This window comes from Rhodopirellula sp. MGV, from assembly GCF_002251265.1.
GTDB classification, from domain to species: domain Bacteria; phylum Planctomycetota; class Planctomycetia; order Pirellulales; family Pirellulaceae; genus Stieleria; species Stieleria baltica_A.
In genome coordinates this window covers 135386-159425 of record NZ_NPDI01000042.1, presented here as the reverse complement: position 1 = coordinate 159425, position 24040 = coordinate 135386, and the positions used below count along the sequence as shown (strand labels likewise).

The 24040-nt window shown below is 56.5% G+C and carries 17 protein-coding genes; 8 read left to right on the top strand and 9 right to left on the bottom strand.

Features of this window, described 5'->3' with window-relative positions:
* Window positions 1-113 precede the first annotated feature (113 nt).
* Entirely contained in the window at window positions 114-1892 is a 1779-nt protein-coding gene (locus CGZ80_RS15340; RefSeq protein WP_233148436.1) for a flagellar basal body P-ring protein FlgI, read from the top strand.
* A gap of 149 nt (window positions 1893-2041) precedes the next feature.
* Window positions 2042-2764 carry a pyridoxine 5'-phosphate synthase gene (locus CGZ80_RS15335; protein WP_094415925.1) on the top strand — a complete coding sequence of 241 codons (723 nt, stop codon included), beginning with the start codon at window positions 2042-2044 and terminating at the stop codon, window positions 2762-2764.
* Window positions 2765-2770: 6 nt separating this feature from the next.
* On the opposite strand, the gene CGZ80_RS15330 is transcribed toward CGZ80_RS15335, so the two are convergent.
* Window positions 2771-4465 carry a hypothetical protein gene (locus CGZ80_RS15330; protein WP_143543951.1) on the bottom strand — a complete coding sequence of 565 codons (1695 nt, stop codon included), beginning with the start codon at window positions 4463-4465 and terminating at the stop codon, window positions 2771-2773.
* Between the two features lie 103 nt (window positions 4466-4568).
* Window positions 4569-6782: a multiheme c-type cytochrome gene (locus CGZ80_RS15325; protein WP_233148435.1), complete on the bottom strand. Its 2214-nt coding sequence runs from the start codon at window positions 6780-6782 to the stop codon at window positions 4569-4571.
* Window positions 6783-7101: 319 nt separating this feature from the next.
* Here CGZ80_RS15325 and CGZ80_RS15320 point away from each other — a divergent pair, with 319 nt between their 5' ends.
* On the top strand, window positions 7102-7635 hold the full coding sequence (locus tag CGZ80_RS15320; protein WP_094415921.1) for a hypothetical protein: 534 nt from the start codon (window positions 7102-7104) through the stop codon (window positions 7633-7635).
* A 227-nt stretch (window positions 7636-7862) separates the two neighbouring features.
* Window positions 7863-8315, top strand: a complete 453-nt coding sequence (locus tag CGZ80_RS15315) for a hypothetical protein (protein WP_143543950.1) — start codon at window positions 7863-7865, stop codon at window positions 8313-8315.
* Window positions 8316-8368: 53 nt separating this feature from the next.
* Here CGZ80_RS15315 and CGZ80_RS15310 read toward each other — a convergent pair whose 3' ends face one another.
* Both CGZ80_RS15310 and CGZ80_RS15305 read right to left on the bottom strand, forming a co-directional pair.
* Window positions 8369-9142, bottom strand: a complete 774-nt coding sequence (locus tag CGZ80_RS15310; RefSeq protein WP_094415917.1) for a hypothetical protein — start codon at window positions 9140-9142, stop codon at window positions 8369-8371.
* Window positions 9136-9714, bottom strand: coding sequence for an anthranilate synthase component II (locus CGZ80_RS15305; RefSeq protein ID WP_094416041.1), 579 nt, complete (start codon window positions 9712-9714; stop codon window positions 9136-9138). Before CGZ80_RS15305 ends, CGZ80_RS15310 begins: the two co-directional genes overlap by 7 nt.
* Before the next feature lie 263 nt (window positions 9715-9977).
* Here CGZ80_RS15305 and CGZ80_RS15300 point away from each other — a divergent pair, with 263 nt between their 5' ends.
* Both CGZ80_RS15300 and CGZ80_RS15295 read left to right on the top strand, forming a co-directional pair.
* The gene (locus CGZ80_RS15300; RefSeq protein ID WP_094415915.1) at window positions 9978-10526 is read left to right on the top strand and encodes a DUF2617 family protein; all 549 of its coding nucleotides are present in this window, start codon (window positions 9978-9980) and stop codon (window positions 10524-10526) included.
* Between the two features lie 3 nt (window positions 10527-10529).
* Complete coding sequence (locus CGZ80_RS15295; RefSeq protein WP_094415913.1) at window positions 10530-11339, top strand: HisA/HisF-related TIM barrel protein; 810 nt, start codon at window positions 10530-10532, stop codon at window positions 11337-11339.
* On the opposite strand, the gene CGZ80_RS15290 is transcribed toward CGZ80_RS15295, so the two are convergent.
* Both CGZ80_RS15290 and CGZ80_RS15285 read right to left on the bottom strand, forming a co-directional pair.
* Window positions 11302-12555, bottom strand: coding sequence for a DEAD/DEAH box helicase (locus CGZ80_RS15290; protein WP_094416039.1), 1254 nt, complete (start codon window positions 12553-12555; stop codon window positions 11302-11304). The two genes, CGZ80_RS15295 and CGZ80_RS15290, sit on opposite strands and share 38 nt — an antisense overlap.
* 228 nt (window positions 12556-12783) lie before the next feature.
* Window positions 12784-13956 (bottom strand): hypothetical protein, encoded by a 1173-nt coding sequence (locus tag CGZ80_RS15285; RefSeq protein ID WP_143543949.1) that lies wholly within the window; start codon window positions 13954-13956, stop codon window positions 12784-12786.
* A gap of 483 nt (window positions 13957-14439) precedes the next feature.
* Between CGZ80_RS15285 and CGZ80_RS15275 the strand changes: the two genes are divergently transcribed.
* Window positions 14440-16074, top strand: a complete 1635-nt coding sequence (locus CGZ80_RS15275; RefSeq protein ID WP_158222709.1) for a BBP7 family outer membrane beta-barrel protein — start codon at window positions 14440-14442, stop codon at window positions 16072-16074.
* Between the two features lie 187 nt (window positions 16075-16261).
* Window positions 16262-20488: a beta strand repeat-containing protein gene (locus tag CGZ80_RS15270; protein WP_158222708.1), complete on the top strand. Its 4227-nt coding sequence runs from the start codon at window positions 16262-16264 to the stop codon at window positions 20486-20488.
* A 163-nt stretch (window positions 20489-20651) separates the two neighbouring features.
* On the opposite strand, the gene CGZ80_RS15265 is transcribed toward CGZ80_RS15270, so the two are convergent.
* The 3 genes from CGZ80_RS15265 to CGZ80_RS15255 all read right to left on the bottom strand — a co-directional run bounded on the left by CGZ80_RS15265 (window position 20652) and on the right by CGZ80_RS15255 (window position 23484).
* Window positions 20652-21599: a putative 2-dehydropantoate 2-reductase gene (locus CGZ80_RS15265; protein ID WP_094415903.1), complete on the bottom strand. Its 948-nt coding sequence runs from the start codon at window positions 21597-21599 to the stop codon at window positions 20652-20654.
* 100 nt (window positions 21600-21699) lie between these two features.
* A complete protein-coding gene (locus CGZ80_RS15260; protein ID WP_143543947.1) occupies window positions 21700-22365 on the bottom strand; it encodes a hypothetical protein in 666 nt (221 codons plus the stop codon).
* Between the two features lie 120 nt (window positions 22366-22485).
* Window positions 22486-23484 (bottom strand): SDR family oxidoreductase, encoded by a 999-nt coding sequence (locus tag CGZ80_RS15255; RefSeq protein WP_094415899.1) that lies wholly within the window; start codon window positions 23482-23484, stop codon window positions 22486-22488.
* Window positions 23485-24040 lie beyond the last annotated feature (556 nt).

Genomic DNA, 24040 nt, shown 5'->3' with positions numbered 1-24040 from the left:
TCCGGACTGAATGACGGGGTCTGGCCCCGCCAAGATTGAAAATGAAAGCATTGCGATCGCCACACACTGTCGGGGTCTGGCCCCGTCGATTTGGGAGAGAGCCGATTGGTGAAATGCTGGCAACCCGAAGTGATGTTGCTTGCGATGCCCTTCGCTTGATATACGCCCAACGTCAGGATCCCGAACGACGCGCTCTCCAATTCAGCTTGGCTCGCATGATGCAACCACGCACACACCACCTATTCTCATCACGCCGATTCGCTAGCATCTTCGCTTGCTCGGTCGCTCTTGCGGTGATCGGTGGGTGCAGCCTGTTCAAAGGAAAGAACGAAGGCGAAGAAAAGAAACTCACGAATCTGCTGGACGTGCCTACACCGCCCGAATTCATCCGGGAAGCCGCCGCGCCTCGCGGCCTCTCCCCGATTCGTGTCTCGGGTGTCGGACTCGTCAACTCTCTCGCCGGAACCGGCGGCCCCGCAGACCCGTCGCCCTATCGCGATCAACTCGTCGACGAGATGCGTCGAAATAACATCAAAGACGCTTTCAAAATCCTTGAACAAACGGACAACGCGCTTGTCCGCGTCATGGGGACCATCCCGCCAGGAGCCAAACGCGGCGACCCGATCGACCTCGTCGTCGAATCACCCTTAGATGCCAATGCGGATACCTTGCACGGCGGATGGCTGCTTGAGACACGACTCCGACAACAAAAAATCCTTGGCGGTCGCGTCCGCCAAGGTGACCTCATGGGAATGGGGACCGGCGCAGTCCTTCCCCGCTCGGCCTACGAATCTGGTGATGACCCGCGGTTGGCAACCCAAGGATTCATCCTCGGCGGAGGGACGGTTCAGGAAAGCCGCCAGATGGGATTTGTCATCCGGCCCGAATATCAACACGTCAAAGTTGCCACCAAGATTGCCGCGGCCATCAACCGGCGGTTCTTTTTCTTCGATGGCACGACGCGCCGCGGTGTAGCCAAACCAGTCGAGGACGACTATATCGAAGTCGAAGTGCACCCGCGTTACGAAGATTCACTGGGACGCTACGTCTCGGTACTAAGGGCCCTTGTGATCGACACCAGTGCCTCGGCACAACAGGAACGTCTGCGTCGCTTGGCTAGCGAATTGAACAACCCAGCCAAGGCTGCCGATGCGGCTCTTCAATTGGAAGCGATTGGTGAAAGCGCGATCCCAACTCTGATTGCCGGCACCAAAAGCACGAATCCCGAACTTTCATTCTATGCCGCCGAAGCGCTCGCGTACCTCGATCGCTACGAAGCACTCGAACCGCTGGTCGCGGTCATCGAAAGCGATGCCGCTTTCCGTCACCCGGCTTTTCAAGCACTCGAAGGCTTAGAGCACCCGGGTGTCGTTGACGCCCTTAAACCGCTCTTCGAACAAGAGAGTATTGAATCGCGCTATGGCGCGTTCACGGTCCTGCGCAAACGCCGAGAATCAGGCGGAATCATGTCCGCCAAGCCGATCGGGAAACGTTGCATGCTCTACCAAGTTGCGTCGACCGCTGGTCCGGCAATTGCCGTTTCGACTCGCGATACTCCTGAAATCGTCGTCTTTGGCAACAGCGGCCCCGTCACGATCGATGGTGCGATTATGGGCCCGCTTGGGCTGATCATTAAACAGAACCCGGCCAACCCCGCTCAACTGCGTGTCAGCCGATTCCAAGTTGGCAAACAAGACCGACGACAATTGTGCGACGCGACAGTCCCTGGCCTGCTCGAAGGGATCGCCGCCGTTGGCGGAGATTACGCCGACATCGTCACGGTCCTGCGAATCGCCAAGACCGACGGGGCAATCACCGACCAATTGGCGATTGATCCTTTGCCAAAATCACTGCGAACCTACTATCGATCGGATGAGTCCGATCCCGAGTAGACGAGTCGCGGCTGGGCGTATTAAATGGTCGCCTTCAAAAGCGACCGAACCGGCAGGATTGGTTGCTCTGATTCTTTGAGGGGAAGCGATCCCTCCCCCTCCTTGGCAAATTATCCATCGGCAATACGCCCCCAATTCTCAGGCGGTCCATGATTGAACTAGGCGTCAATATTGATCACGTCGCGACCGTACGTCAGGCGCGACGCACCTATGAACCCGATCCGGTCATCGCCGCCGCGCTCGCCGAACAGGGTGGTGCCGACGGAATCACGTTTCACCTCCGCGAAGACCGTCGTCATATCCAAGACCGTGACGTGGAGTTGCTGGTCCAAACGGTCACGGTCAAAACCAATTTCGAACTCGCCTGCGCCGCAGACGTCCTTTCCATCGCCGTTCGCGTCAAACCGGACTGGGCATTGCTCGTCCCGGAAAGCCGCGAAGAAGTGACCACCGAAGGTGGGCTCAACGTCCTTGGTGACGACGGGCGAATCGCGGCTGCCGTCGATCAATTGAAAGCAGCCGGGATCTTAACCAGTCTGTTCATTGATCCCGATGTCAACCAAGTTGCCGCGGCAGCAAAACTTGGCGTTGATGCCGTCGAACTTCATACCGGTCCCTATGCGCTGGCCAAGCGAGAAGCATTCGATGTGGAATTGGATCGCTTGCGCCGCGCCGGCGAAGTCGCATGTGCAGAAGGCATGCGTTTGCACGCCGGCCATGGCCTGAATTACACCAACGTGCGTCCGGTCGCTTTAATCGAAGGCATGATCGAATTGAACATCGGACACTCGATCGTCAGCAGGGCGCTGATGGTCGGGATGCGCGACGCCGTCGCCGAAATGCGTCGCATCTTGGACGTGGTCGCGGCTTAGTCGCGATCAGAACTTCCAACGATATTCCATTCGCGTGCCATAGACATCACGATCGTTTTCTCGCCAGCCATGCATGACGTCAAATCGCAGCAGCGTGGCATTGGTTACTGGAAACTGATACCGAGCACCGACCGCGTACTGATCACCTTTGGCAATCGCTCGGTCGGCATGCGGCGTCAAATAGCTGAACTCCAGCAACAATTGACGGTCCAAGCTTTCACCGATCAAATCGACGCCGATCGAACCGCCTAGCGTGTCGGCGGCGGAAGTATCAAGCGTCGCAAATCCGTTGACGCCATCGGTATCAAAGTTGATCCCTGTATTGCGAAGGACGCCGCCCGATGTTGCCGCGCGGGCAACGGATTGCGGCCGCCCCCAACCATAAAAGACGTTGGCATAGGGAACGAACGTCAGCGGCGTCGCGGTGATCAAGCTATTTTCGATCAACAGCAGACCGCCGTCTGCGGTGCGCGAAAGCCGGTCGCCGTCTTGGCCGGTGTTTACGATCACGCGGATGCTGTTGCTCACTCGATCGAAATAACGACGGGTAAAACTGACGGTCGCGTTGTGGTAGCTGAGCGAATCGTCGTGCCGCACGTTCAAGTAGGCGTAACCGGCTTCGATGTAGCCTCCGTAGGCTTCGATGAACGCGGCCGTTCCATAAACTTGTGCATCGTTGTTATCACGGAACGCGGGACTGTTGACTTGATCAAACGCTGCGAAAAACGTCCAGTCAACGTTGGACCAGTTCAGGAGCCGTGAGTGCTTTGCGGGAAGCGAAAATGCCATCCCACTCACCGCGTCTTCCATCCAGATTCCGTTCTGAAACAGCAGCGGTACTAACCCGGCAGTCACGGGCAACTCGAAAGGCGACGACTGCCCGGCCAAGGCACCGAGGATCGACCCCATATCGCCTTCGAAGAAACCGGTTGCCGGAGTCCAGTTCATCTCATTGCGGTATTGCAAATCGCCGTCGACCAACTCCCACCGAGTGAAGCGATTTTGCTTGTCGAGCGGACCGATAAAGGTATGGAATCGCTCTGTATCGGTGATTTGCAAGTCCATATCCAAGTTCAACCGGTTAGCCCAGTTGTCAGTCCTCGCAACAGCGTTTCGACCACTGGCGATGGCCGTTCGAAAGTCACCATAGACATAGAACTTTGGACGGACCAAGTTCATCGGCCCGAACAAGTCGATGCCTCTTGGGGTAATCCCGTCGCCATACCAGACACGCCCCCACTCCACCCAGGGATGCTGGGTTGGAACGTCACGTTTCGAATCATAGGGGAACGCTTCTTCCGCGGCATCGATCCCGTTCCCACCGGTCGGAAGACAAACAGTGGAAAAGTCACAGTGGTTACTTGCGAGCTCGGCCTTCGACAAATCAATCAGCGGACTAACGAAGCGGTCGGCCTTCGACTTTTCGGCGTCGTGTTTCCCAGAATCGTTATTGCTGACTTGCGAAACCGGTGATGCGTCTTCACCAACGGGAGCTGCAAACACACTACTCCATTGACCATGGGGAAAACCGCTCGGCTCGGCGAACTGGGCTGGCAATACACTTGGAAGACTTAAATGACTAAGTTCGATCTGGGCCAACGATTGACGAATCGCAATTTCAAAAACACGATCATCATACGCCGTCGATGCTAGCCCATCCGGCACAGCAGCACCGACGTCGGGCGAACTTACGCGTGGCAATCTTCGTGGACTCTGTGCGCTGACAGTGCTTGCGAGAATCCCCCCAAGCAAACTGAAAATGATCGCGATTCGAATCGCTGGTTGTTGAACACTGATAGACGCATTACTTCACCCAAAACGTATGGCTGCTGGGATGCAGATCCAAGGTTCCTTCGATCATTCGATGAATCATCTCGGGTGTGCTGTTGATTTGCCGCATGAAGTACATCGGTTCGGTGCGGCTTCGCATACGAACGCTTAGTCGATAAGGCCCCGGCTTGTTCATCACCGACGCGGGAATGCTGTACCTCGCGGTTCGATGATCAAGAGGCGCGATGCTATGCGCCTCCATCCGAATCAGAGGCGGGTGGTTAAGCACTGAAACGGGCACGGCACCAGGGCGGAGGAAGACCAACTGATCAAGTGAAAAGTTAAGCGGAAGTGCGGCTTCGCGATCCGTCCCGCGAACGTTATTGATCAAGAACTTCGTTTGCAAATTAAAAAGGTCTTTGTCACGCCGAATACGATGTGTCGCCACATCGACGGAGTGCATGTCACAAAGGTCACCGTTGCTGTCGAGGTAACCGCTTTCCCAAACTCGCATCCCGTCGGGATCGATGAGTGCAACGTTCAACCAGAGTTGTGGCTGCGCGCCGAGAGATCCGGTTGGAAGGTTGTGGCCTTCGCTAATATTGTCGACGCGATAGCTGAAGTTCAAATCCTGTCCGGCGAGTGGCTGCATTTCGAAGAACGGTCCGCAGATTTGAGTACCGCCTTCCATCGTCTGGATTGCTGCGGCTCGCTTGATTTGCAGTCGGTGCAAGTTGTCATCGATGATCTTGCGGGCATCACGGCGGTCATCCGTGGTATCCCAAGGCTTTGGGAATGACATGCTTTGGGTGACCGACTTCTCGAATGCTTCGGTCCCCCAGCCGGCACGATAGTCAAACGCAACCCATTCTCGCGGGCTGTATTGCTTGGCTTTCGGGTTGTGCGGAAAGACCCCGGGGTGCGCGATCGAATATCCGGGGCCCCAAAACATATGATTGGACTGCTTGCGGGGTTCGCCATACGGCTTGTCATTCAAGTACGCAGCGTATCCGGTTTCGTAGCCGAGCGGCTTTCCTGGAACTGCCCCCATGTGACAGTCCTGACAGCTAATTCCTTTCTTTGAAGCGGGGCCACTGCGGTACTGGGCATGAACGACTTCCAGCCAAATCCCCGGATGCACAGCGACTTGATGACACGAAACACAGATATCGCTTTTCGTGAGCGGGGCAAAAAAGCGACCATCGCGGTGGATCGCTTGACCGGGACCTTTGTCATCGGCGGAAGGCTTGAGTTTCAACTCCTTGGCGTCTGCGATCGCTGCACGCACGCCAGCGCCACCATGTCCGCCATTGACGGGAGCATGGATGTCACCGGGTTCGATACGACGATCACCGTTGCTCCGCCAGTAATGTTCATTGACGCGGTGACAGGCGATGCATGTCACGCCTTCACGAACCACCGGCGGTGACTCGAGAATACTGTCGGTACGAGGCAATTCGAGCTGCGTCGCGACGGGTGAATGACAGCGAACACAAAAACTTCCAACGGTACCACGCGTCAATTCCGTCATCGCTTGTTCAAAACGATTGAACATGGGCGATACGGATGCATAAGCGTGACCGCTGGAACGCCATTGATCATATTGCGCGGGATGACATTTCTGGCATGTTTCCGCGGAGGGATAACAGTTCTCTGTCCAAACAGCTTCGTGAGGATCGGGACCGTCCGCGGGCGTTTTCTTTGCGTCTGTTTTTTCGTCGCCGGAATTGATTGGCGCGGGTGTGGAGTGAAACGACTTGAGCGGGTCACCCGCGGCCGAGTCGTCGCCGCCAAGTAAATCATCGCCACCCAGCAGGCTATCACTGCCGAGCAAACTATCTCCACCAAGTAAGTCATCTCCGCCAAGTAAGTCATCTCCGCCAAGTAAGTCATCTCCGCCAAGAAGATCGTCGCCGTCAAGAAGCCCCGAATCATCGGACGAGCCAGTCTTTCCTTCTGCCGCTGAATTCAACAGTGCGATTCGATACGCTTGGCGAAGTTGCTCGCGCGCTTCGGCGGACGAAACCGGGCTGGATGCGGGGAGGCGCCATTGGTGCGGATCGGCAGGTGCTGACCAAGCCGGCCGCTGTGTCTTTCCATAAGCCGGCCGATCGAACGTCGCTGGAGCATGAACTGGATTTGTCGGCAGGGGCAAGACCACCGATTGCGCGGCAGCGCCGCCACAACATGCCATCGTGGCGAGAGCAGCGCAGACGGTCAGCGGCAGGATTGCGATCGAAAGTTTCATCAAGAGGTCCGGACGTTAAGAAACGGTCGGCAGGAACCGGACTCGGCGCGGTCTATGTCTGCATTCGACCTCGCAGGACCCCTTCATTCGCTGAAGCTGTTTCAGCCCGCAAAATCCCCCCATTCCATTCACCTTGACAAGAAAAACCCTAAAGAGGGGATGGTGTACAAGGCTACGACTGGGTGTTTCAAAGCTACTTTTCAACAGTTGCGATTAAAAAACGCTGGCGTCTTTCCGTCTGATCACTTCGGCGCCATCGTTGTAATGTCAGTTTTCATCCGTCAAGCATGGTGCGACGCCGCACCTAGGTTTACGAGTCATGGCCGAGCACTTGTACAAAGTCGTTCCGAACACTGCCCAAGAAAAGATTTACCGCTGCAAAGTGGTGGGCAACGCTGCGGCCACTCTGTTTGTCGGTCCACGATCGTTGAAAGTTTTTGTGCGTGAAACTTGCGGCGGAGGTTTCACACTGGGTCTGGACCCAAAGCAAGTCAAGAAAATCAAACTGGGAACGCGGTATGAACTGCACTACGACGACCGTCGCTTACTGATCACGCCACAAGTTTTTGTGCCTTCGGTTGAAGGCGAACCAAGGCTGCAAGTGGTAACGGTTCACGAGTATGAACCGAAAAAACGATGGGCATTTCGTCTGCCGTTTACGAAAGGCCAGCAGGTCAAGAAGCACGAAACCATTGGCAGTGCGGCAGCATACGGCGGGTTTGTCCTCGTTCTGTTTTGTGTGATGGCACTTCCCGGTGTCGGCGACAAGCTTGGCACGGCTCCGCGGATCGAGGCAGCGTTGAACCTGATGGCCAAGAACTTTAGCGACGTATTCAAATCGGTTCGGAGCTAGGCCAGTGCCGTGCCCGGCGATTTGGGTTTCACGGCAGCAGAGCTCTCTCGCGATCTTGGCGGCAAGAATCACCTAACCGTCAAAGCTTTACTAAAGCGAACAGCTGGCATAACCGATAAAGACGGTGACCCGAAGTTTGGGCACCGTTCTTTTTTTGCGCCTCGCGATCGATTGACGTGGGGACAAATGAGCGTCATCGCACCGCGAATCGACCGGCCGAAGCGACCATGCTTACCGCGAATCACCGTACCGCTATCCAACCGAAGAATGCTTTGACCAGCGTTCTACTCGTCTGCGTCTGCATCGTCACCAGCGGCGGCTGCCGACTGTGCTGCGACCGTGAAGACGCAGCCTTTGCGGCCTACGGTGGCGCGTGGAAGCGTCTGCACCGTGACTCGGGACGTGTTGGCAGTCTAGCCGACCCCGGTGGCGCCAAAGTTGGCGACCTGGAAGACAAAATGATCAACCTGGGTGAGACTTCATCGCGCAGCCAAGTGATCCCACCGAACCATAGCGGTCGCCCCGATTCTCAGGAAGCTCCCGAAGATCTGCCGGAAAGCTTCACGCCACGCGATGAAGAGACGGAAGAGGAATTCCAAGAGCGAATGAAGCGTTTCCAAGAGGAACAGCTCAACGCCAAAGTCTATCCCGGCAGTCCCACGCCGCCTTCGTTCCGTTAGGCACACGCCGGTCGCCTTGAACCGAAGTGTGCTTCTGCCCCCGAAGCCTCGAATTAGGGATTCTCGTCGGGCAGCGGCACCCAATCGTTTGGTAGCGGACGGATGCCGTGCCGCGTCACACGATCGAGCTCAAGATACCGAACGCGTACAAGCTCACTTGTCTCGTGCAGAAGCTCTTGCAACTTCCGTTCGATTTGCTGACGCACTTTGGCGTCATCAACACGCCCCTGCTCGTTCGCAACTTCGGCAAGTGGAACGGTAAATCGCCTGGCACTTTTCACGCCATCACGAAAATAATTTTCGATCCGCTCGTCGGACGAAATCTGCACGTGGTCGAACTCGTGGCGTACCACCGGATGCTTCCAAAAGGAATTGGAAGGTGGCACTTGTCGCAACCAAATTTCGTGAGTTTGTTCCAAGTTGATTGAGTGAAAGCGAACATCAATACGGACGGACTTATTATCCGCAGTTGTATTGCTTGACGTTGCGGCCCCCCGGTTTCGGAACACTCGCCAGCGCGCGTTGCTTTGGTAGCGATAGTTGAAATGGAAACGCGTTTCGCCTGCGAGCTGACTGTTGGCGTCCAAGTTACTTAACTCGGACTTTGGTTCGCCTCCAGTAATCAAGCGAACGTTGCCTCGCCGTATCAGCTGTTCAAGATCAGCTGGTGGTGGCGGGAACTGATCGAGTGAGATGGGCTGCGTCTCTTGCTCTGCTTGTCGAGTATCGTCCGCCAACAAAATGGATGACGAATCGAAAGCAACCAGCAGAAGAAAGAGCGTGGCCGATTGATTGAAACGCTCGATCGTACCGCGAAGCCTTACCACTTCAAAAACCGAGTTAGCATCTCGATCCCAGGCTCCGTCAAGAAGCTCTCGGGGTGAAACTGCCAGCCTTCGATTTGATGTGTCTTGTGACGGACACACATGATTTGGCGAGTACCACCGGTGTCGGTCCAAGCGCCGACTTCCAGACAATCCGGCACGGTTGCCGGATCGATCACCAGGCTGTGATAACGTGTCGCGGTGAATGGCTGTGCAAGGCCTTGGAACAGTCCACCGTTGTCGTGATGAATTTCGTCGGTCTTGCCGTGCATTAATTGCGGGGCACGAACGATCGTCGCCCCGAAGGCTTGCCCGATCGACTGGTGACCAAGGCAGACGCCGAGTAGCGGCACTTTGCCAGCGAAATGCTTGACGCAATCGACGCTGATTCCGGCTTCGTTCGGCGTACATGGTCCCGGCGAAATCAGGATTCGATCGGGGGACAGATTTTCGAGTTCCTCGACCGTGAGCTCATCGTTGCGAAAGACGCGGAGTTCGACCGAGGGGTCGATTTCGCCAAGTCGCTGAACGAGGTTGTAAGTGAAGGAATCGTAGTTATCGATGACAATGACCATGGCGTAACTTGTGAGCTCGAACCCTGCTGTCAATGGAATTTTGAGCGGTTTGACAAAAAACGCTTCTTTGCCGATGAAGTCCGCAAACGCTCTTCTTTCCGAATCCTGGTGCATCCTATAATGACATGTACCAGGCCAATTGCCGAGAGCCTGCCGTGTCACTTCGCAATGGAAAAGGAACGAAACACTCGGCGCTTTGCGACTGTACGTTGCGCGTTTAACATCGAATGTTTCCAGCTCCATTCTCCTCGGATTGATTTATCGTGCTCTCGGTTCGCCCAAAAGTTGCCGAACTTTCGTTTCACGTGTTCAGCCGATCGCTGCACCCGGAACTGTACACGGTTCATCGGACACGTCGTATCGAACGGACGGCGTATCAGGCCCAAATCAGCATCACGAATTGTGGGCATGTCATCACGTGGAATCGTGCTGGCGACGGCCCCGTGACGATTTGCGAAGTCGCAACCGGTGCGCACCAACCGCTGCCAACAAAACGATGCCTCATCAAACGTCCGTTAAAAGGCAGTCGTACCGAGAAGTTCGTTTGCCAATCGGGGGTGTCGTACCGCACTCATTTCCAATTGGAGCCGGTCAGCCCTGATCTTTTTTTCATGGTCGGCCAGCAGCTCGGGAAACAGCCCGTCGAGGGATTGCTGCATACCTTTGACTCGAGTGGCCGAATGTCGTTTGGCGCACTGAGCTATATCAATGTCGAATGCCGCCAACGATCGATGCTGGTTCAAGCGGTTCACACCTTCCCCGACGACTATGCGATCGTCAAAGTTGAATCGCTGTTCTCACTGCCTGAATAACCGATGGCGGACGGTTCGGCCGCGAAACCACCACGTTCGCAACAACTCTGGGACTGGCCGAATAGCGTCGGCGTCATCGATCTAAAATCAGGGCAGTCTGTCCATGCGGTCAGTGGAAACCGCGACCGCTATCTCGCGACAGAGCGTTTTGCCCATCCCGATGGCCGCGTCGTTTCAATCGCTGGCGATGCAGTCCTTCATGCACAACAGTATTGCGACTACCCAATCGGCGCAATCTACATCGCCGATTTGGATGCGATCTGCATCGGCGAGATGCAATCCGATCTGCTGACACGCATCGCTCGAATCTTGCCAAAGCGCACTCGATTGCTGCTCGACATCGGCGCGACTGATCCACCGAAAAACAAACAGCTGGAATGCTTGGCAACGATCTTTGATCACTTGCCGAACACGGTCGTGCTGGTCGCAACCGAAACGGCGAAAGGATTCGAAGCGTTGGATACACTCACCCAACGATTCGGAAACGACCACGTTGGGGTTAGCTTTGACTTTGCCGATGGCCAGTGGCTCTGCAGTCATATCACAGAGCAGCACTGGATTGATGCCGTCATCCTTCGCGAGATACGAACCGTCGTCGCGCTCGACTTGCGATCCGTTGGCACCGGACAATCCGACTTGACTTTGCAATTGATTCAGCGGATCCGGAAACAACTTCCGCAGATCAATCTGGTCTCGGGCGGTGGGGTCCGAACCGCTTCCGATTTGCAACGGTTAATCGATGCGGGTGCAAACCAAGTGATGGTGGCCAGTGTGTTTACCGGCGCCGGGTCACCTTTCGTCGCATCGGATTGAGGTTTCGCTTTGGCTTTTCGCCTACGGATTCCGGTTCCGCTTCGACCTTCTTTTCAGGCTCCATCCCTTCGATTGAATCGCGGATCAGTAGCTTGTTGATGCGCTGTTCGATCCCGGTCAAGAAGTCACCTTGTCCTGGGACGATAAACGTGAACGCGACACCATCGCGTCCCATTCGACCAGTTCGCCCGACCCGGTGGACGTAGTCGTCGCTGTCTTCGGGGACATCGAAATTGACGATGTGCGAAATCGTGCTGATGTCGATTCCTCGCCCCACGACGTCGGTCGCGACCAAGATTTTCAAGCTGCCTTCACGCAGACTGGACAGCGTCCGGTCACGTTCTCGCTGCGCCATATCGCCGTGCATTGCGGCACATGCCCGATGCTTCTTGCTGAGTGCACGCCAGAGTCGGTCGGTTCCACGGCGGGTACGGCAAAACACGATTGCTTGCTCGGGCTGCTCACGTTCGAGAAGTCTGAGCAACAAGTCCAGCTTTTTGTCTTGCGCGACGGTGAAGTAATGCTGCTCGATGGTGTCGACCGACATCTCGTTCTGGCAACAGTCAATGACCTCGGGCTCCTGCATATAAGACTCTGCCAACCGTCGAACCGAATCTGGCAACGTGGCAGAAAGCAGGAGTGTTTGGCGATCGCGCGGACACCGACGAAGGATTCGTTCGATCTGGGGACGGAAACCGATGTCCAACATCCGGTCCGCTTCATCCAAGACAACGCACCAAACGTCTTTAGTACGCAGCGAACGACGTTGCAAGTGATCGTGCAATCGACCGGGCGTCCCGACGACTATTTGAGCCCCGTTTTCGAGTTGCCGTAACTGTTGGCGGATGTTTCGACCGCCCGCCAAGACGACGACTTCGGTGGGAACGCCGACCGCCAGTCGCTTGATCTCGCGGCCAACTTGATCTGCTAGCTCGCGGGTGGGTACCACGATGATCGCCTGAGGATCGCGGCAATCTTCTAGCGAGTCGAGTTGCTCTAGAATCGGGATGGAAAACGCGGCGGTTTTGCCGGTTCCGGTCCGTGCTTGACCGATCACGTCGTAGCCGTCGAGCGCGAGCGGAATCAGCTCGGCTTGGATCGGTGATGGTTTTTCGAAGCCGGCCTTTTCGAGGGCGCGGCGCATCACGGGGGAGAGGTCGAGCTTATCGAAACTCTCGGATTGGGGACGTTTGCGTTCCTTCTGCTTTGCATTCATGCGGCTAGCATAACCGCAGTTTCCCGTTTTCACTATGACGGCATTTGTAGTGAGACGAAAAGCACCCTGTTCAAACACAACAATGGGGGCAGCTTTCGAAAGAATTAACAATTGGGAAGGTTCCGCGGGTTCCACCGCTTCAGCGAGAAGCACGCAAAACGCACCCAACGAATCGTTTCGAACACGGTGTCGTCCGAGTGATCCGCAGGACCGGTGGCGAAAATTTGGCTACCCGCGTGGGAGCCAACTGGACACCGCGACGGCATCGTTCAACCGCAGGCTGGCTTGGCAACGCATTTCTTCGTCCGCAGCTTTCAATCGCAAATGGACGATCACTTCTTCCCCATCGGGGATGCGGTCTTGCCATTTCAGGGACAAATGAAAACCGTCAACCGGGTTTTGCTGAATAAAACTGCGTACTTCCTCGGGCGTGAAGTCCCAACGTCCAACGCGTGGGTCCTCTGATTCGTCGAGCGGATCGATTGCGACCACCGTCAACTTGGCGTCGATGTCATAGTTCGCTAGAGCGAGGATGTCACCTGCCTTGTCGACTGCTGTCACAACGAGATACAGCCCATCGGTCGGTTCATCGTCATTCGGCCGATGCGCCCCGGATAGCTGCGGATGGATCTCCAGATGATCCGGAATCGGAACTGCGGACGGACTGGCATCCACAGTCGTTTCGTAGGACATCCTTTCCAAGTTCGGCGGCAATGTGATCCTGCCTGGAGGATTGGACGGATTGCCTGCAGGCGGTTGTGGGTCGCCCGGAATGATTTGGTCGTCTTGAAGTTGGTCGTCACTGGGAGGAAGCAACTGTTCGCCTGGCGATTTCGGCGCCGGCAATAATTGACTGTTGTTGTCTGGATCCGGGACCGGCAATGGCAGGTCCTCTGGCATTCCAAGATCACTGTCGATTCCAGGAGCGACATCTGTCGGTTCGCCGGGCGTCTCGACAGGCATCGGATCTGGATCACGCAAAGGCGGCGCTTCCAATGGCTTGTCCGCTGGTGGTTCCAGCACACTGGAGTCATCGGGGAAATCGACCGGTGGGACGGGAAGCGACGGGGGCGTGAAATCGTCCCTCGGTTCTTCCGATTGGATGTCGCTTGGCGAAGGATCCAAATCCATCACGTCGTAATCTTCGAGCGGCTTGGGCGCTAAATACGGATCGTCGCCCTGTCCATCTGGCTCGTCTGATTGAACTTCACGAGCTTGCTCGAGTTTGTCGCGGAGCACGCGATTCTGGTAATCCGCGTCATACAACTGGTCTTCCAGAACGCGAATTTGGTTCGTCAACTTTTGGCGATAGTAGTCGTCTTGGGCGCGACCTCGGCAACCGCTGAGCATCGGAATGCAAACAACAAGCGAGCCAATCCCAAGTGCAATACGCGCGGTCATCGCCCGCCGTGCCGCCGCTTTGCTAGCAGCCGCCGCCGGAATAGAAAAACCCAGTCGCAGGCCAGGTCGAGATCGGTTGGATTTCGCGTGTCGAGTCAACGAGTTGCCACAAATTCGCTCAAGTTCATCGGGAGAACGACCGAGAAGCCTCGATCGCTAGCCTGCCAGTAGCAATATGCCGGGGACGAGGTCAAGGTTGGCTGCCGGGATTCACCAAGAGGTATCAATAATCGCCCAGGTAACCGACATCGACACAGCCAACTTGCTAGCAATCGAATGTCAAACTTTGACGGTTTTGCGGGTCGTAACGATTTTGAGGATTTTTCGGATTTTACGTTTAGGGCTGAGGTGGAGGCCGTCGATACGGCAAGTGACAGATCGTGCCGTGCGTTGCGCTGAGCTCGCCGGTACGCCCAGAACTGACTGATGCCTGCGAGGAGACAGATCGCTGGCAGTCGGTTTTCCTCCCCGAGTTCTTCAGTGGTGACGATCGTGCCGAACCTCAACACCTTCCGCCAGCTTGCGATCACATCGATTGCGGTCTTCGCGATTTTGCCAGCTTCGCTTGCCGACGCGCAAACACAATCCAGCGATCGCGAGCAGCAAGCCCGTGCCAAGTGGACGCCAGTCCGTGGCGCTCAAACATCTGCTTCCAGCCGCCAGCCTTCGCCGAAAGGTGTTCAGCGCACGGCAACCACCAAGAAAAAAGTGCTCAAGCCGACCGATTCGGCGGCCCCACAAGGAATGGTGACACAAGCATCGCATCGCGTAACCAGCCATGCGATCCCAACACCGCCGCCCATGGGTGAAACGGTGATCTACGATGGCGAATACATCGAGCCTGGATATGTAGAACCCGGATACGTCGACATGTCTTGCGACGCGATTGGCCCAAGTTGTGGTTGTGAAGGGGCCGGTTGCGACGCGATCGGCTGTGACGCACGGAGTAGCTGTGGGCCGAATTGCGGTTGCAGTTTGTGCGGCGAACTGGCAGGCGGTCGCGCATGGCGTCCGGCGATCACGCTGAGTTTGCCACAGGATGGCTACATCTCATTCGAAGCGTTGAATTTTTGGACCGACGGAATGAACGTCCCCGCGCTCGTCACACAGTCGATGCCTGGTGCGATCAGCGGCCGGTCGGAAGCAGGTGTTCTGCCTGGTGCGACGGTACTTTATGGCGGCGGAGACATCTTGGATGACTCACGCACCGGCGGCCGCTTGAAGTTCGGTTTCTGGTTCGATAGCTGCCACACGGTCGGCTTGGCTGCCGAATACCTGGAACTCGAACGCGAAGACGAATCATTTTCGGCATCCAGCACCGGTGACCCGATCTTGGCCCGTCCGTTCTACAACGTGACGACCGGCATGAACGATTCGGAATTGATCGCGTTCAACGACGGACAAATCGCGTTGAACGGAACCGTATCCGTTCAGGCCTACACAGAAATGGTTGGCGGTGCGTTCAGCTTGCGATTCTTGAAGAGTTGCGACGAAGGTTGCCGCCCACCGATTTTGTTTGCCAACACCAATCGTTACTGCAGCCGCTCGGAATTCCGTTTGGGATACCGATTTATGGAACTCAACGAAGGCGTTTCGATTCACGAAGATCTGCTCAGCACCGGTACCAACCCCGGATCGTTTGACATCACTGACGCGTTCGATACCGAGAACCGTTTCAACGGTGTGGACTTGGGATGGAGCAACCGAATTGTCCGCGGGTACTGGAGCCTTGAAAGCTTGATCCGAATTGCAGTGGGCAACACCAATCAAATTGTTCGCATCAACGGTTCGACTTCGATCGATGACGGTGCGGCCCAATCGGGAGGCCTGCTGGCTCTGACCAACCAAGGTACCTTCGAGCAGGACGAGTTCTCGGTCCTGCCCGAATTCAACCTGACCTTGGGTTACCAATTGACCGACCACCTCAAGGCAACGATTGGCTACACGGGGATCTACTGGTCGAATGTTGTTCGCCCTGGCGAGCACATCCCAACAGCGATCAACCCAGACTTCTTGCCGCCAGCACTGAGCAGCACGGATGCATACCCGATGTTCGCATTCAACACGACTGACTACTGGGCCAATGGCATCACTTATGGATTGGAATATCGGTGGTAATCGTTAAATCCTACCACCCGTTTAATTTTGGTTGACCCGGGGCCGATAGCACGATCAGAGACGATCTCCCCCCGCAAGATGACGGCTACGCAAGTTCGAAAATGATTGACGAACTTGCGCACTGGTCTCGCTTCCCCAATACGTGCGACCGAGCGGTCGAGTCACCCAAAACGAAGGAATGTTCCCCATGGTCTGGCAACGAATGATTCAGCGACTGACCGGTCGCAATCGTCGTGCAACGGTAGAACGATCACGTCGTCGAGCACTGAAGCTCGAGACATTGACGAAGCGTCAGTTGTTGGCGAGTGACATTGGGGCCGTTTCAGGAATTGCCTATGCAGACCTGACCGGCGACGGCTTGACGGGTGACGATACACGACTCGAAGGCATCACAGTCGAGTTGTACAACGACACCAACGCGAACAACGTGTACGACTCCGGCGTGGACACGCTAGCCGCGACGACTACAACTGCGACCTCGGCGGATCCAGAGCCCGGCTTGTATCGCTTCGACAACTTAAGTGTCGGAACATACTTTGTCTTGCAAGGCTCGGCAGGCGCCGGAGTCACGACGCCTGCGGCCGCGCTGGTTGATGTCACCGCTGACGATGCGGATGGCGAAACCATCGTCACGATCGATGACTTCACGACCGGCGGTCAGTTGATCACAGCCAGCGGAAACACGACGCAGACTAATACCCAAGCGGCGGCAAACGCCTTGGGTGGATCTCGCGACGTCGAACTGGTCCACACCAATGCCAGCGGCAACACCACGTTCCAAGTCGACAACGGAACTGAATTGCTAAGCCTCAGCACCGGTGGTGGTGCTCTGTCACAAGCAACGGTTGAGTACGACGGAAATGACGGTGCGTACGGATTGTCGTTTGTACCTGGTTTGTCGCCGGCAGCACAACTCGCCGGTGGTGCGGCGGGAACTACGCCGGCCATCAACACCGGTATCGAGATTCAGGCACGCGCCGAAAACCAAGACGAAACGATGACCGTCATCGTCTTCACCTCGGCAACCGAAGCGTCGCAGATCGACATCACCATTCCGCAGAACCCTGCCTTACAAACGATCTTCGTCGACTTCACAAACGTTGGCTGGGCGACCTCTGGGTTCGCGGGCGTGACCAACCCCGCTGACTTTAACAACGTCGCCGCGATCCGAGCCACCGCAACGGTGACCCTGGCCGACAATGATATTTTCTTTTCGGTCGTCGAATCACGCGGCCCCTCGCCGATAGAAGTCAACCTATCCAACACCCAATTGCTGCAACTTGGCGGCACGGTGTTTGAAGATTTAGGGGGTGGGACCGATTCCAATAACGGCACATTGGACGGCACCGAAAGCGGCATGCAAAACGTGACGGTCGAACTGTATGCCGAACCGGGCGGCGGCGGGGCGATCGATCCATCGACGCAAACGGCCGTCGCGACGACGACCACGGACGTCAATGGCGATTACGTCTTTACTGACTTGGACGCCGGCAACTACATGGTTGTCATTCCCGATGCTCAATTCGGCAGCGGTCAGCCGTTCTTCGGATACGCGACCAGCACCGGCAACGATCCATCACCAGACCCTGATGACGACATCGACAATGACGACAACGGTGCGATTTCGGCGGGCGTCGGAATCGTCAGCCAAGAAATCACACTCGTCGCCGGCAGCGAACCGAACAACGACGGCGACACCGATGTCAACACAAACTTCACGCTCGATTTCGGTCTGACGCCAACAATCGACCTGGAGATCACGAAGACACTCGACGAACCCGCCTCGACGCTGAACGCAGGCGGACAAGCGTTCTTTGACATCGACTTCGGTAACAACGGTCCGCTCGACGCCAACAACGTTGTCATCACCGATTCGATCCCAGTCGGTATGACGATCAATCAGGGAGCGTCCAATTTTGGCGGCTTCACTCCAACGATTGTCGGTCAGGACATCACGATCCCGGTCGGCACGCTTGCTGCATCCGCTACCGGCTCCATTCGCATCGCTGTCGACATTGATGCTGGCCAGACAGCACCGTTGACGAATACCGCAACCATTGCGGGCGACGAAGTCGAAACCGACGACACGAACAATTCCGATAGCGCCTTGGCCACGTTGGCACAAGCCGATTTGGTCATTACCAAGTCCGACAACACGACCGGTTCGGTAACTGCTGGGGAGCAGTTCACCTACACCATCACCGTGACGAACGATGGTCCCGATACGGCGACCGGAATTGTGGTAACCGATAACTTGCCGGCGGACCTGTCCTTCGTCAGCGGCTCGTTTACCAGTGGCTCTGGAACGGTGACCGAGTCACCCGCATCGAGCGGCCAATTGACGATCAACGTCGATGACCTTGCCGATGCCGCTTCGGCGACGATCGATCTCATTGTCATGGTTGCGGCTGATGCGGGAACTTCGTTGACCAACACCGCGACCGTTGCCGGTTCGCCGGACATCGATCCGGACACGAGCAACAACACTGCGACCGAAACGACCCCGGTCGCTCGCAATGTCGACGTCGGCGTGACCAAAACCACTACCGACACGGCCGTGGCAGGTGACAGCATCACGTACACGTTTACCGTCACCAACAGCGGTCCTAGTGATGCACGTGACGTCGAAGTCACCGACACATTGGCTGCCGCGTTGACGTTCGATTCGTTTGACGCTGGCACCTCCGGAGTGACCGTTTCACAAAACGGGCAAGACCTGACCTTCGACGTCGGCACGCTCACGAGCGGTCAAACCGAAACGTTTACCGTAACGGTTGACATTGCCTCGTCTGCGACCGGCACGCTGAACAATCAAGCTGACATCACGACGTCGGACACGGATACCAATGCCGCCAATGACAGTGACGACATCGACTTGACGATCAACCGGACCACGGACCTGATTTTGACCAAGACCGTGGACCTGTCGACGGCAACCCCTGGCGACGACACGTTGACGTACACGTTTACGATCTCGCACGACACCGACAGCATCAGCGATTCGGCACAAGTAACCTTTACGGATCTTTTGCCAGCGGGCTTGACGCTCGGCCAGATCTCGGCACCTGGCGCAGCGTCGCAAGGATTCGACAGCACCAGCCGAACGGTGACCGTCGTGTTCGACACGATCGCCATCGGTGCGACCGAGACCTTCACGATGACGGCAACCGTCGATGAAGACGCAACCGGAACGATCGACAACGATGCGTCAATCAGCGTCGCTGGCGGCGATATCGACACCACCAACGACAGCGATGACGCACAAACCACGCTGTCGCCTGAGTTTGATGTGACGATCGACAAGACGGCGGACGACACAACACCGGCATCAGGCACGAACGTGACCTACACGATCGATCTGACGAACGCTGGCCCCAGCACGGCGACCGGCGTGATCCTGACCGATGCGATCCCCACGGGCATGACCTTTGTCAGCGGCACGCTGGATGGCCAATCCGCGACCTCCAATGGGACCACGGTGACGTTCCCAGCGGTCACACTGGCCGACGCCGAAACCAAATCCGCGACGCTGGTGTTTACCGTCGGTGCCACCGAGAACGGGACCATCACCAATACGGCATCGGTAACGGCGGACGCGGGCGAAACGAACACCAATAACAACAGCGATTCGGTCGATGTGACCGCGACGCCACAAACCGATTTGACGGTTGATAAAACGGTCGATCAATCGACGGCCCAAGCGGGGGACACGCTGGTCTACACCATCACGGTGACCAACGACGGCGTCTCGACGGCCGAAGACGTGACCGCGGTCGATACGTTGCCCAGCGGCTTGACGTTCGTCAGTGCCAACACACCTGGCAACGAAACAGTGACGACCAACGGCCAAACCGTCACTGTCGATGTTGGCGATTTGGCGGCCAGTGGAACGTTCACGTTCACGATCAATGCGACCGTTGACGCGACCGCGCCAAGCACCGTGACGAATAGCGTCTCCGTAGAAACAGTGACGGGCGAATCCGACTTGACCAACAACTCGGATACCGCCGCAACCACCGTCGAAGGATTTCAAAGCTCGATCAGCGGCTCGGTTTATGTCGACGCAAACGACAACGGAGTTCGAGATTCGGGTGAAGTCGGCATCGCGGGAGTTACGATAACACTGACTGGGACGAATATCTTCAATGAACCGGTCACGCGAGTTGTAACGACCGACGACAATGGGGACTACCTATTCACCCAACTGGCGGCTGGGACGTACGACGTCAGCGAAACCCAGCCCGAAGACTATATCGATGGTCAAGACACGCTTGGCACCGGTGCGACAGCAACCGTTGATCCCGATGCCTTTAGCGACCTGACTTTCGATGACAGCCCTGGTGCCGCAGTCGACTTTAACTTCGGCGAATCAGCGGCTGTCCTGTCAAAACGACGTTTCCTCGCATCGTCCTGATTCTGCACTCATGTTTTGTTCATAACATCGTGAATGACTGCTGCCGACGGGAGCCGGTGGTGATTGCGGCAGCACGCGAATCAGATGTGACGAGGGGATTTAAGGTAACGCACGGCCTTTCGGGGGGAAGGCCGTGCGTTTACTTTTTGCATCGAGCGCAGCTCTAGGATGTCGTCGATGCCGCGGCAGCTTGCTGGGCCTGCATGAAGCACAACGTTTGGTACAGCATCTCCGTCTTGGGCATCGCGACGCCGACCGCTTTGGCCGCGGCGAGCGGGTTTGCCAAGATCGCTTGCAATTCCATCTCGCGACCAGCCAGATAATCCAGACGCATGCTGCTGTCATAGGGCACCATCTCTCGAGTGTGATCGATCGTCTTTTCGATCCATGACGAGTCGATCGCCGCCCCGCAGGCGTTCCCGGCTTGATGGACTTCGGTGATAATATCGCGGATCAGATCGACGCTGCTGGCGTTGCCGATCAATTTGTCCGTCGACGCGTCGAGCGCAACCGATAGTCCATTGAATGGGATATTCCACATCAGCTTTCGCCAGCGGACCATGTTGAGGTCTTCGGACGTTTGCGCTTCAATGCCGGACGACTGCATCTCTTCGCAAATCTGCTGGGCGATCCGAAGTGTTGTGTCGCTGTTGACGTAGGGTCCGAAAACGATCCGTCCGTAATCGATGTGCCGAATATGTCCGGGCCCAACTTTGTTGCTGCACAAGAAACAGCAGCCGCCCAGCACGCGGTGCTCACCAACCAACGATGCCACTTCAGCCTCGACGCCCAATCCGTTCTGCAGGACGAGCACGACACCGGAATCGCCTGTCGGTGTCGGCAACAGCTCAGAAAGCAAATCGTTTTTGACCGATTTCAGGGTCAGCAGTGTGACGTCGCAAGGTGGCAATTCGCTTGCTTTGCAATAGACGTTCGCACTCGGCAGTTGGAAGTCGCCCCAACGACTTTCGATTGTCCAGCCTTGATCGCGAACATGTTGATAATCGCTATGACATAGAAAGTGGACGTCGTGACCCTGCCGGGCAAGCATTGCCCCATACAAGCCGCCGACGGCCCCGCTTCCGATCACGGCGTAACTCAGCTTTGACATCTTGTCCTCCAGAAATGATTGGCTGTGTCAGTCAGGAGTGTAACGCAGCGCCAAGTCACGCAAACGGGACCTGGACGTCCGGACGCGATAGCGGCGGAGACTAGACCTGTGTCGGGTCCGCTTGTGTCTGCCCGAGTGACTCGCTTTCCTGTTTGGCTTGCAATTCGCGGAGAGCTTCTTTGTCTCGTTCAAAGTCATCGCCAACGACTTGGTCTTCGTCCAAGTTGGCTTCGGCGAACTTCATCAATTCGCCCATTGGGGCACGGTCATACTTAAAGTCATCCATGATGAACTTGTGGTTTTTTCCGTCGACCTCGTAGTAGATCTTCGCGATGCCTTTGTCCGGCCATTTCTTTTTGTCGATCTTGGTGATCGCGTCGATGGGAACCTCTTTGCCTTTGCTGTTCCGGATCAGCGTCTCGTCGCCTTCGACCCAGGTTCCTTGACCGGACATGAATTTCAGCAGGGCAGGGATCGCGAACAGGCCGCACAGGACCGCCATCATGAATTGCGTTCCGATCTTGTTCCGCATCTCGTCGGGCGAGTTTGCTGGGGTTCGCGTCGGCCATCCCTTTTCGGTCGCCAACGTTACCCAAGCCTCTTGCCGCCCGTCTTCAGGAAGCTGCTCGTAGGCTTCTGCCATGGTCAGCTTTTTTGGATAGGCAACTAACCCGTCATAAAGGCAATACGCACCGAATGCGAGACACCCCAGAAAGACAAACAGGAACTTGCGGAAGTAAGGCTGGTGAACGTCGGCGCGAATCATTGCCTGGTTTCTGGGTTCGACGAAAAAGGTGGTGCGAGCGTGTTGCTTGAGAACACGCATTATGATTGCGAATCGGTTTGGGAGTACCCGCGTTTTTCGAGAACCCTCAATCCCAACGACTCACGATTTCACGCTGCAGATCGACTGGTAGTAATCAACGCTTTGGCGGAGCCCTTCGTCAATGCTGACCGATGGCTCGAACAACAATCGTGTGCGTGCTTCGGTGATGTCGGCGAGCGAATCTTTGACATCGCCGACGCGCGGGGGCTCGTGGATCGGTTCGATGTCTTGCCCCAAGATCTCGCGAAGTGATGTCAACAGGTCCAACAACGTCGTGCGACGTCCGCAGGCGATGTTAAAGATGCCACCGGAAATATCGGGGACCGTCGCGGCGAGCATGTTCGCTCGGGCCACGTCACCGACATAGACGAAATCGCGTGACTGCTCGCCATCGCCGTAAATGATTGGGCGTTCGCCGGTCAGGATCATCGAGACGAATCGAGGAATCACCGCACTGTATTCGCTGTTGGGATCTTGGCGGGGGCCATAAACGTTGAAGTACCGCAGTGTCACCGTTTCGACGTCGGACGTCCGCGCGAACGATTGCATGTAGGCTTCGGCGGATAGCTTGGCGGCGGCATAGGGCGAAAGCGGCGCCGGCGGGTCCGTCTCGCGCTTACTGACCCACGGGGAATTCCCGTAGATAGCGCTTGTGCTGGCGATCACCATCCGACGGACACCGTGCGTCTGTGCCGAGGCGAGCAGATTGATCGTGCTGGTCGCACACCAGGCATGGCAAAGCTGTGGTTCCCGCATGCTTCGCGGGACACTTGCCATCGCGGCGAGGTGAAAGACGTAGTCGCAGCCCCGGGTGGCCTTGTCAACCGTTTCCGCACAGGCCGCGTCGCCTTCGATCAATTCGACGTCAGCCTCGGCGGGGCGGTGTTCGAGATTGCTGCGAAAGCCCGTGCTGAAGTTATCCAAGATGCGAACCGAGGCGCCTTGTGCGAGCAGAGCATCGACCACATGCGAGGCGATAAATCCGCCACCGCCGGTCACGAGGCAAGTTGTCCCATCCAGGGATGCGGCAGTTTTCGGAAGATTAAACGAAACGTTCATACTTCAGTCGGGCGGTTGTTTGGCGAGGGAGGAGTAAGCCAAAAAGATTGTTTCCGGCGGAGTACCGGGCTGCAATACTTCGCGGAATTAACTTGCGATTTCCCCGCACATTGCGGGCTCACGAGCGATTTAACGATTCTATAGAAAAGGCGACTCAACACCTGCATCAACGGTTGTACCGAGGGACACCCGAGGATGTGTCGGTCAGTTCGGATGTGACGCCGGAGGGCTAGTTTTGCGACTCGTGAAACTCAAAACCGCTATGGCCCTAATAAATTGAGGGTTAAACTACAACTGCACGGTTTCCCCGATGTGGGCGTCGTTGGCTCTCACCAGCCGCGCCTAACTGACCGGCGGGAAAGCGAGTCCCAAAATGACTGCCCCAATTTTCCAATTGAGCTGAACAAGTCGACCGAGTGTGCGTCTAAGGTGACGGATTGCCCTAAGGCACGATGAATCACTGGATGAATGCTTGTGTGCTGGTCTTCTCGAGACCAGACTGCCGACCCCCGGCTGGTACTCTCACCAGTCGGTCACCCGTAAGCTCTGCCGAACC

Excerpts from the sequence above, each read along its gene's own strand:
- CGZ80_RS15340 (WP_233148436.1), top strand. The coding sequence starts at position 114 with ATGCTGGCAACCCGAAGTGATGTTGCTTGCGATGCCCTTCGCTTGATA.
- CGZ80_RS15295 (WP_094415913.1), top strand. The coding sequence starts at position 10,530 with ATGGCGGACGGTTCGGCCGCGAAACCACCACGTTCGCAACAACTCTGG.
- CGZ80_RS15260 (WP_143543947.1), bottom strand. The coding sequence starts at position 22,365 with ATGATTCGCGCCGACGTTCACCAGCCTTACTTCCGCAAGTTCCTGTTT.
- CGZ80_RS15325 (WP_233148435.1), bottom strand. The coding sequence starts at position 6,782 with ATGAAACTTTCGATCGCAATCCTGCCGCTGACCGTCTGCGCTGCTCTC.
- CGZ80_RS15270 (WP_158222708.1), top strand. The coding sequence starts at position 16,262 with ATGGTCTGGCAACGAATGATTCAGCGACTGACCGGTCGCAATCGTCGT.
- CGZ80_RS15320 (WP_094415921.1), top strand. The coding sequence starts at position 7,102 with ATGGCCGAGCACTTGTACAAAGTCGTTCCGAACACTGCCCAAGAAAAG.
- CGZ80_RS15305 (WP_094416041.1), bottom strand. The coding sequence starts at position 9,714 with ATGGTCATTGTCATCGATAACTACGATTCCTTCACTTACAACCTCGTT.
- CGZ80_RS15265 (WP_094415903.1), bottom strand. The coding sequence starts at position 21,599 with ATGTCAAAGCTGAGTTACGCCGTGATCGGAAGCGGGGCCGTCGGCGGC.
- CGZ80_RS15255 (WP_094415899.1), bottom strand. The coding sequence starts at position 23,484 with ATGAACGTTTCGTTTAATCTTCCGAAAACTGCCGCATCCCTGGATGGG.
- CGZ80_RS15290 (WP_094416039.1), bottom strand. The coding sequence starts at position 12,555 with ATGAATGCAAAGCAGAAGGAACGCAAACGTCCCCAATCCGAGAGTTTC.
- CGZ80_RS15335 (WP_094415925.1), top strand. The coding sequence starts at position 2,042 with ATGATTGAACTAGGCGTCAATATTGATCACGTCGCGACCGTACGTCAG.
- CGZ80_RS15285 (WP_143543949.1), bottom strand. The coding sequence starts at position 13,956 with ATGACCGCGCGTATTGCACTTGGGATTGGCTCGCTTGTTGTTTGCATT.
- CGZ80_RS15315 (WP_143543950.1), top strand. The coding sequence starts at position 7,863 with ATGCTTACCGCGAATCACCGTACCGCTATCCAACCGAAGAATGCTTTG.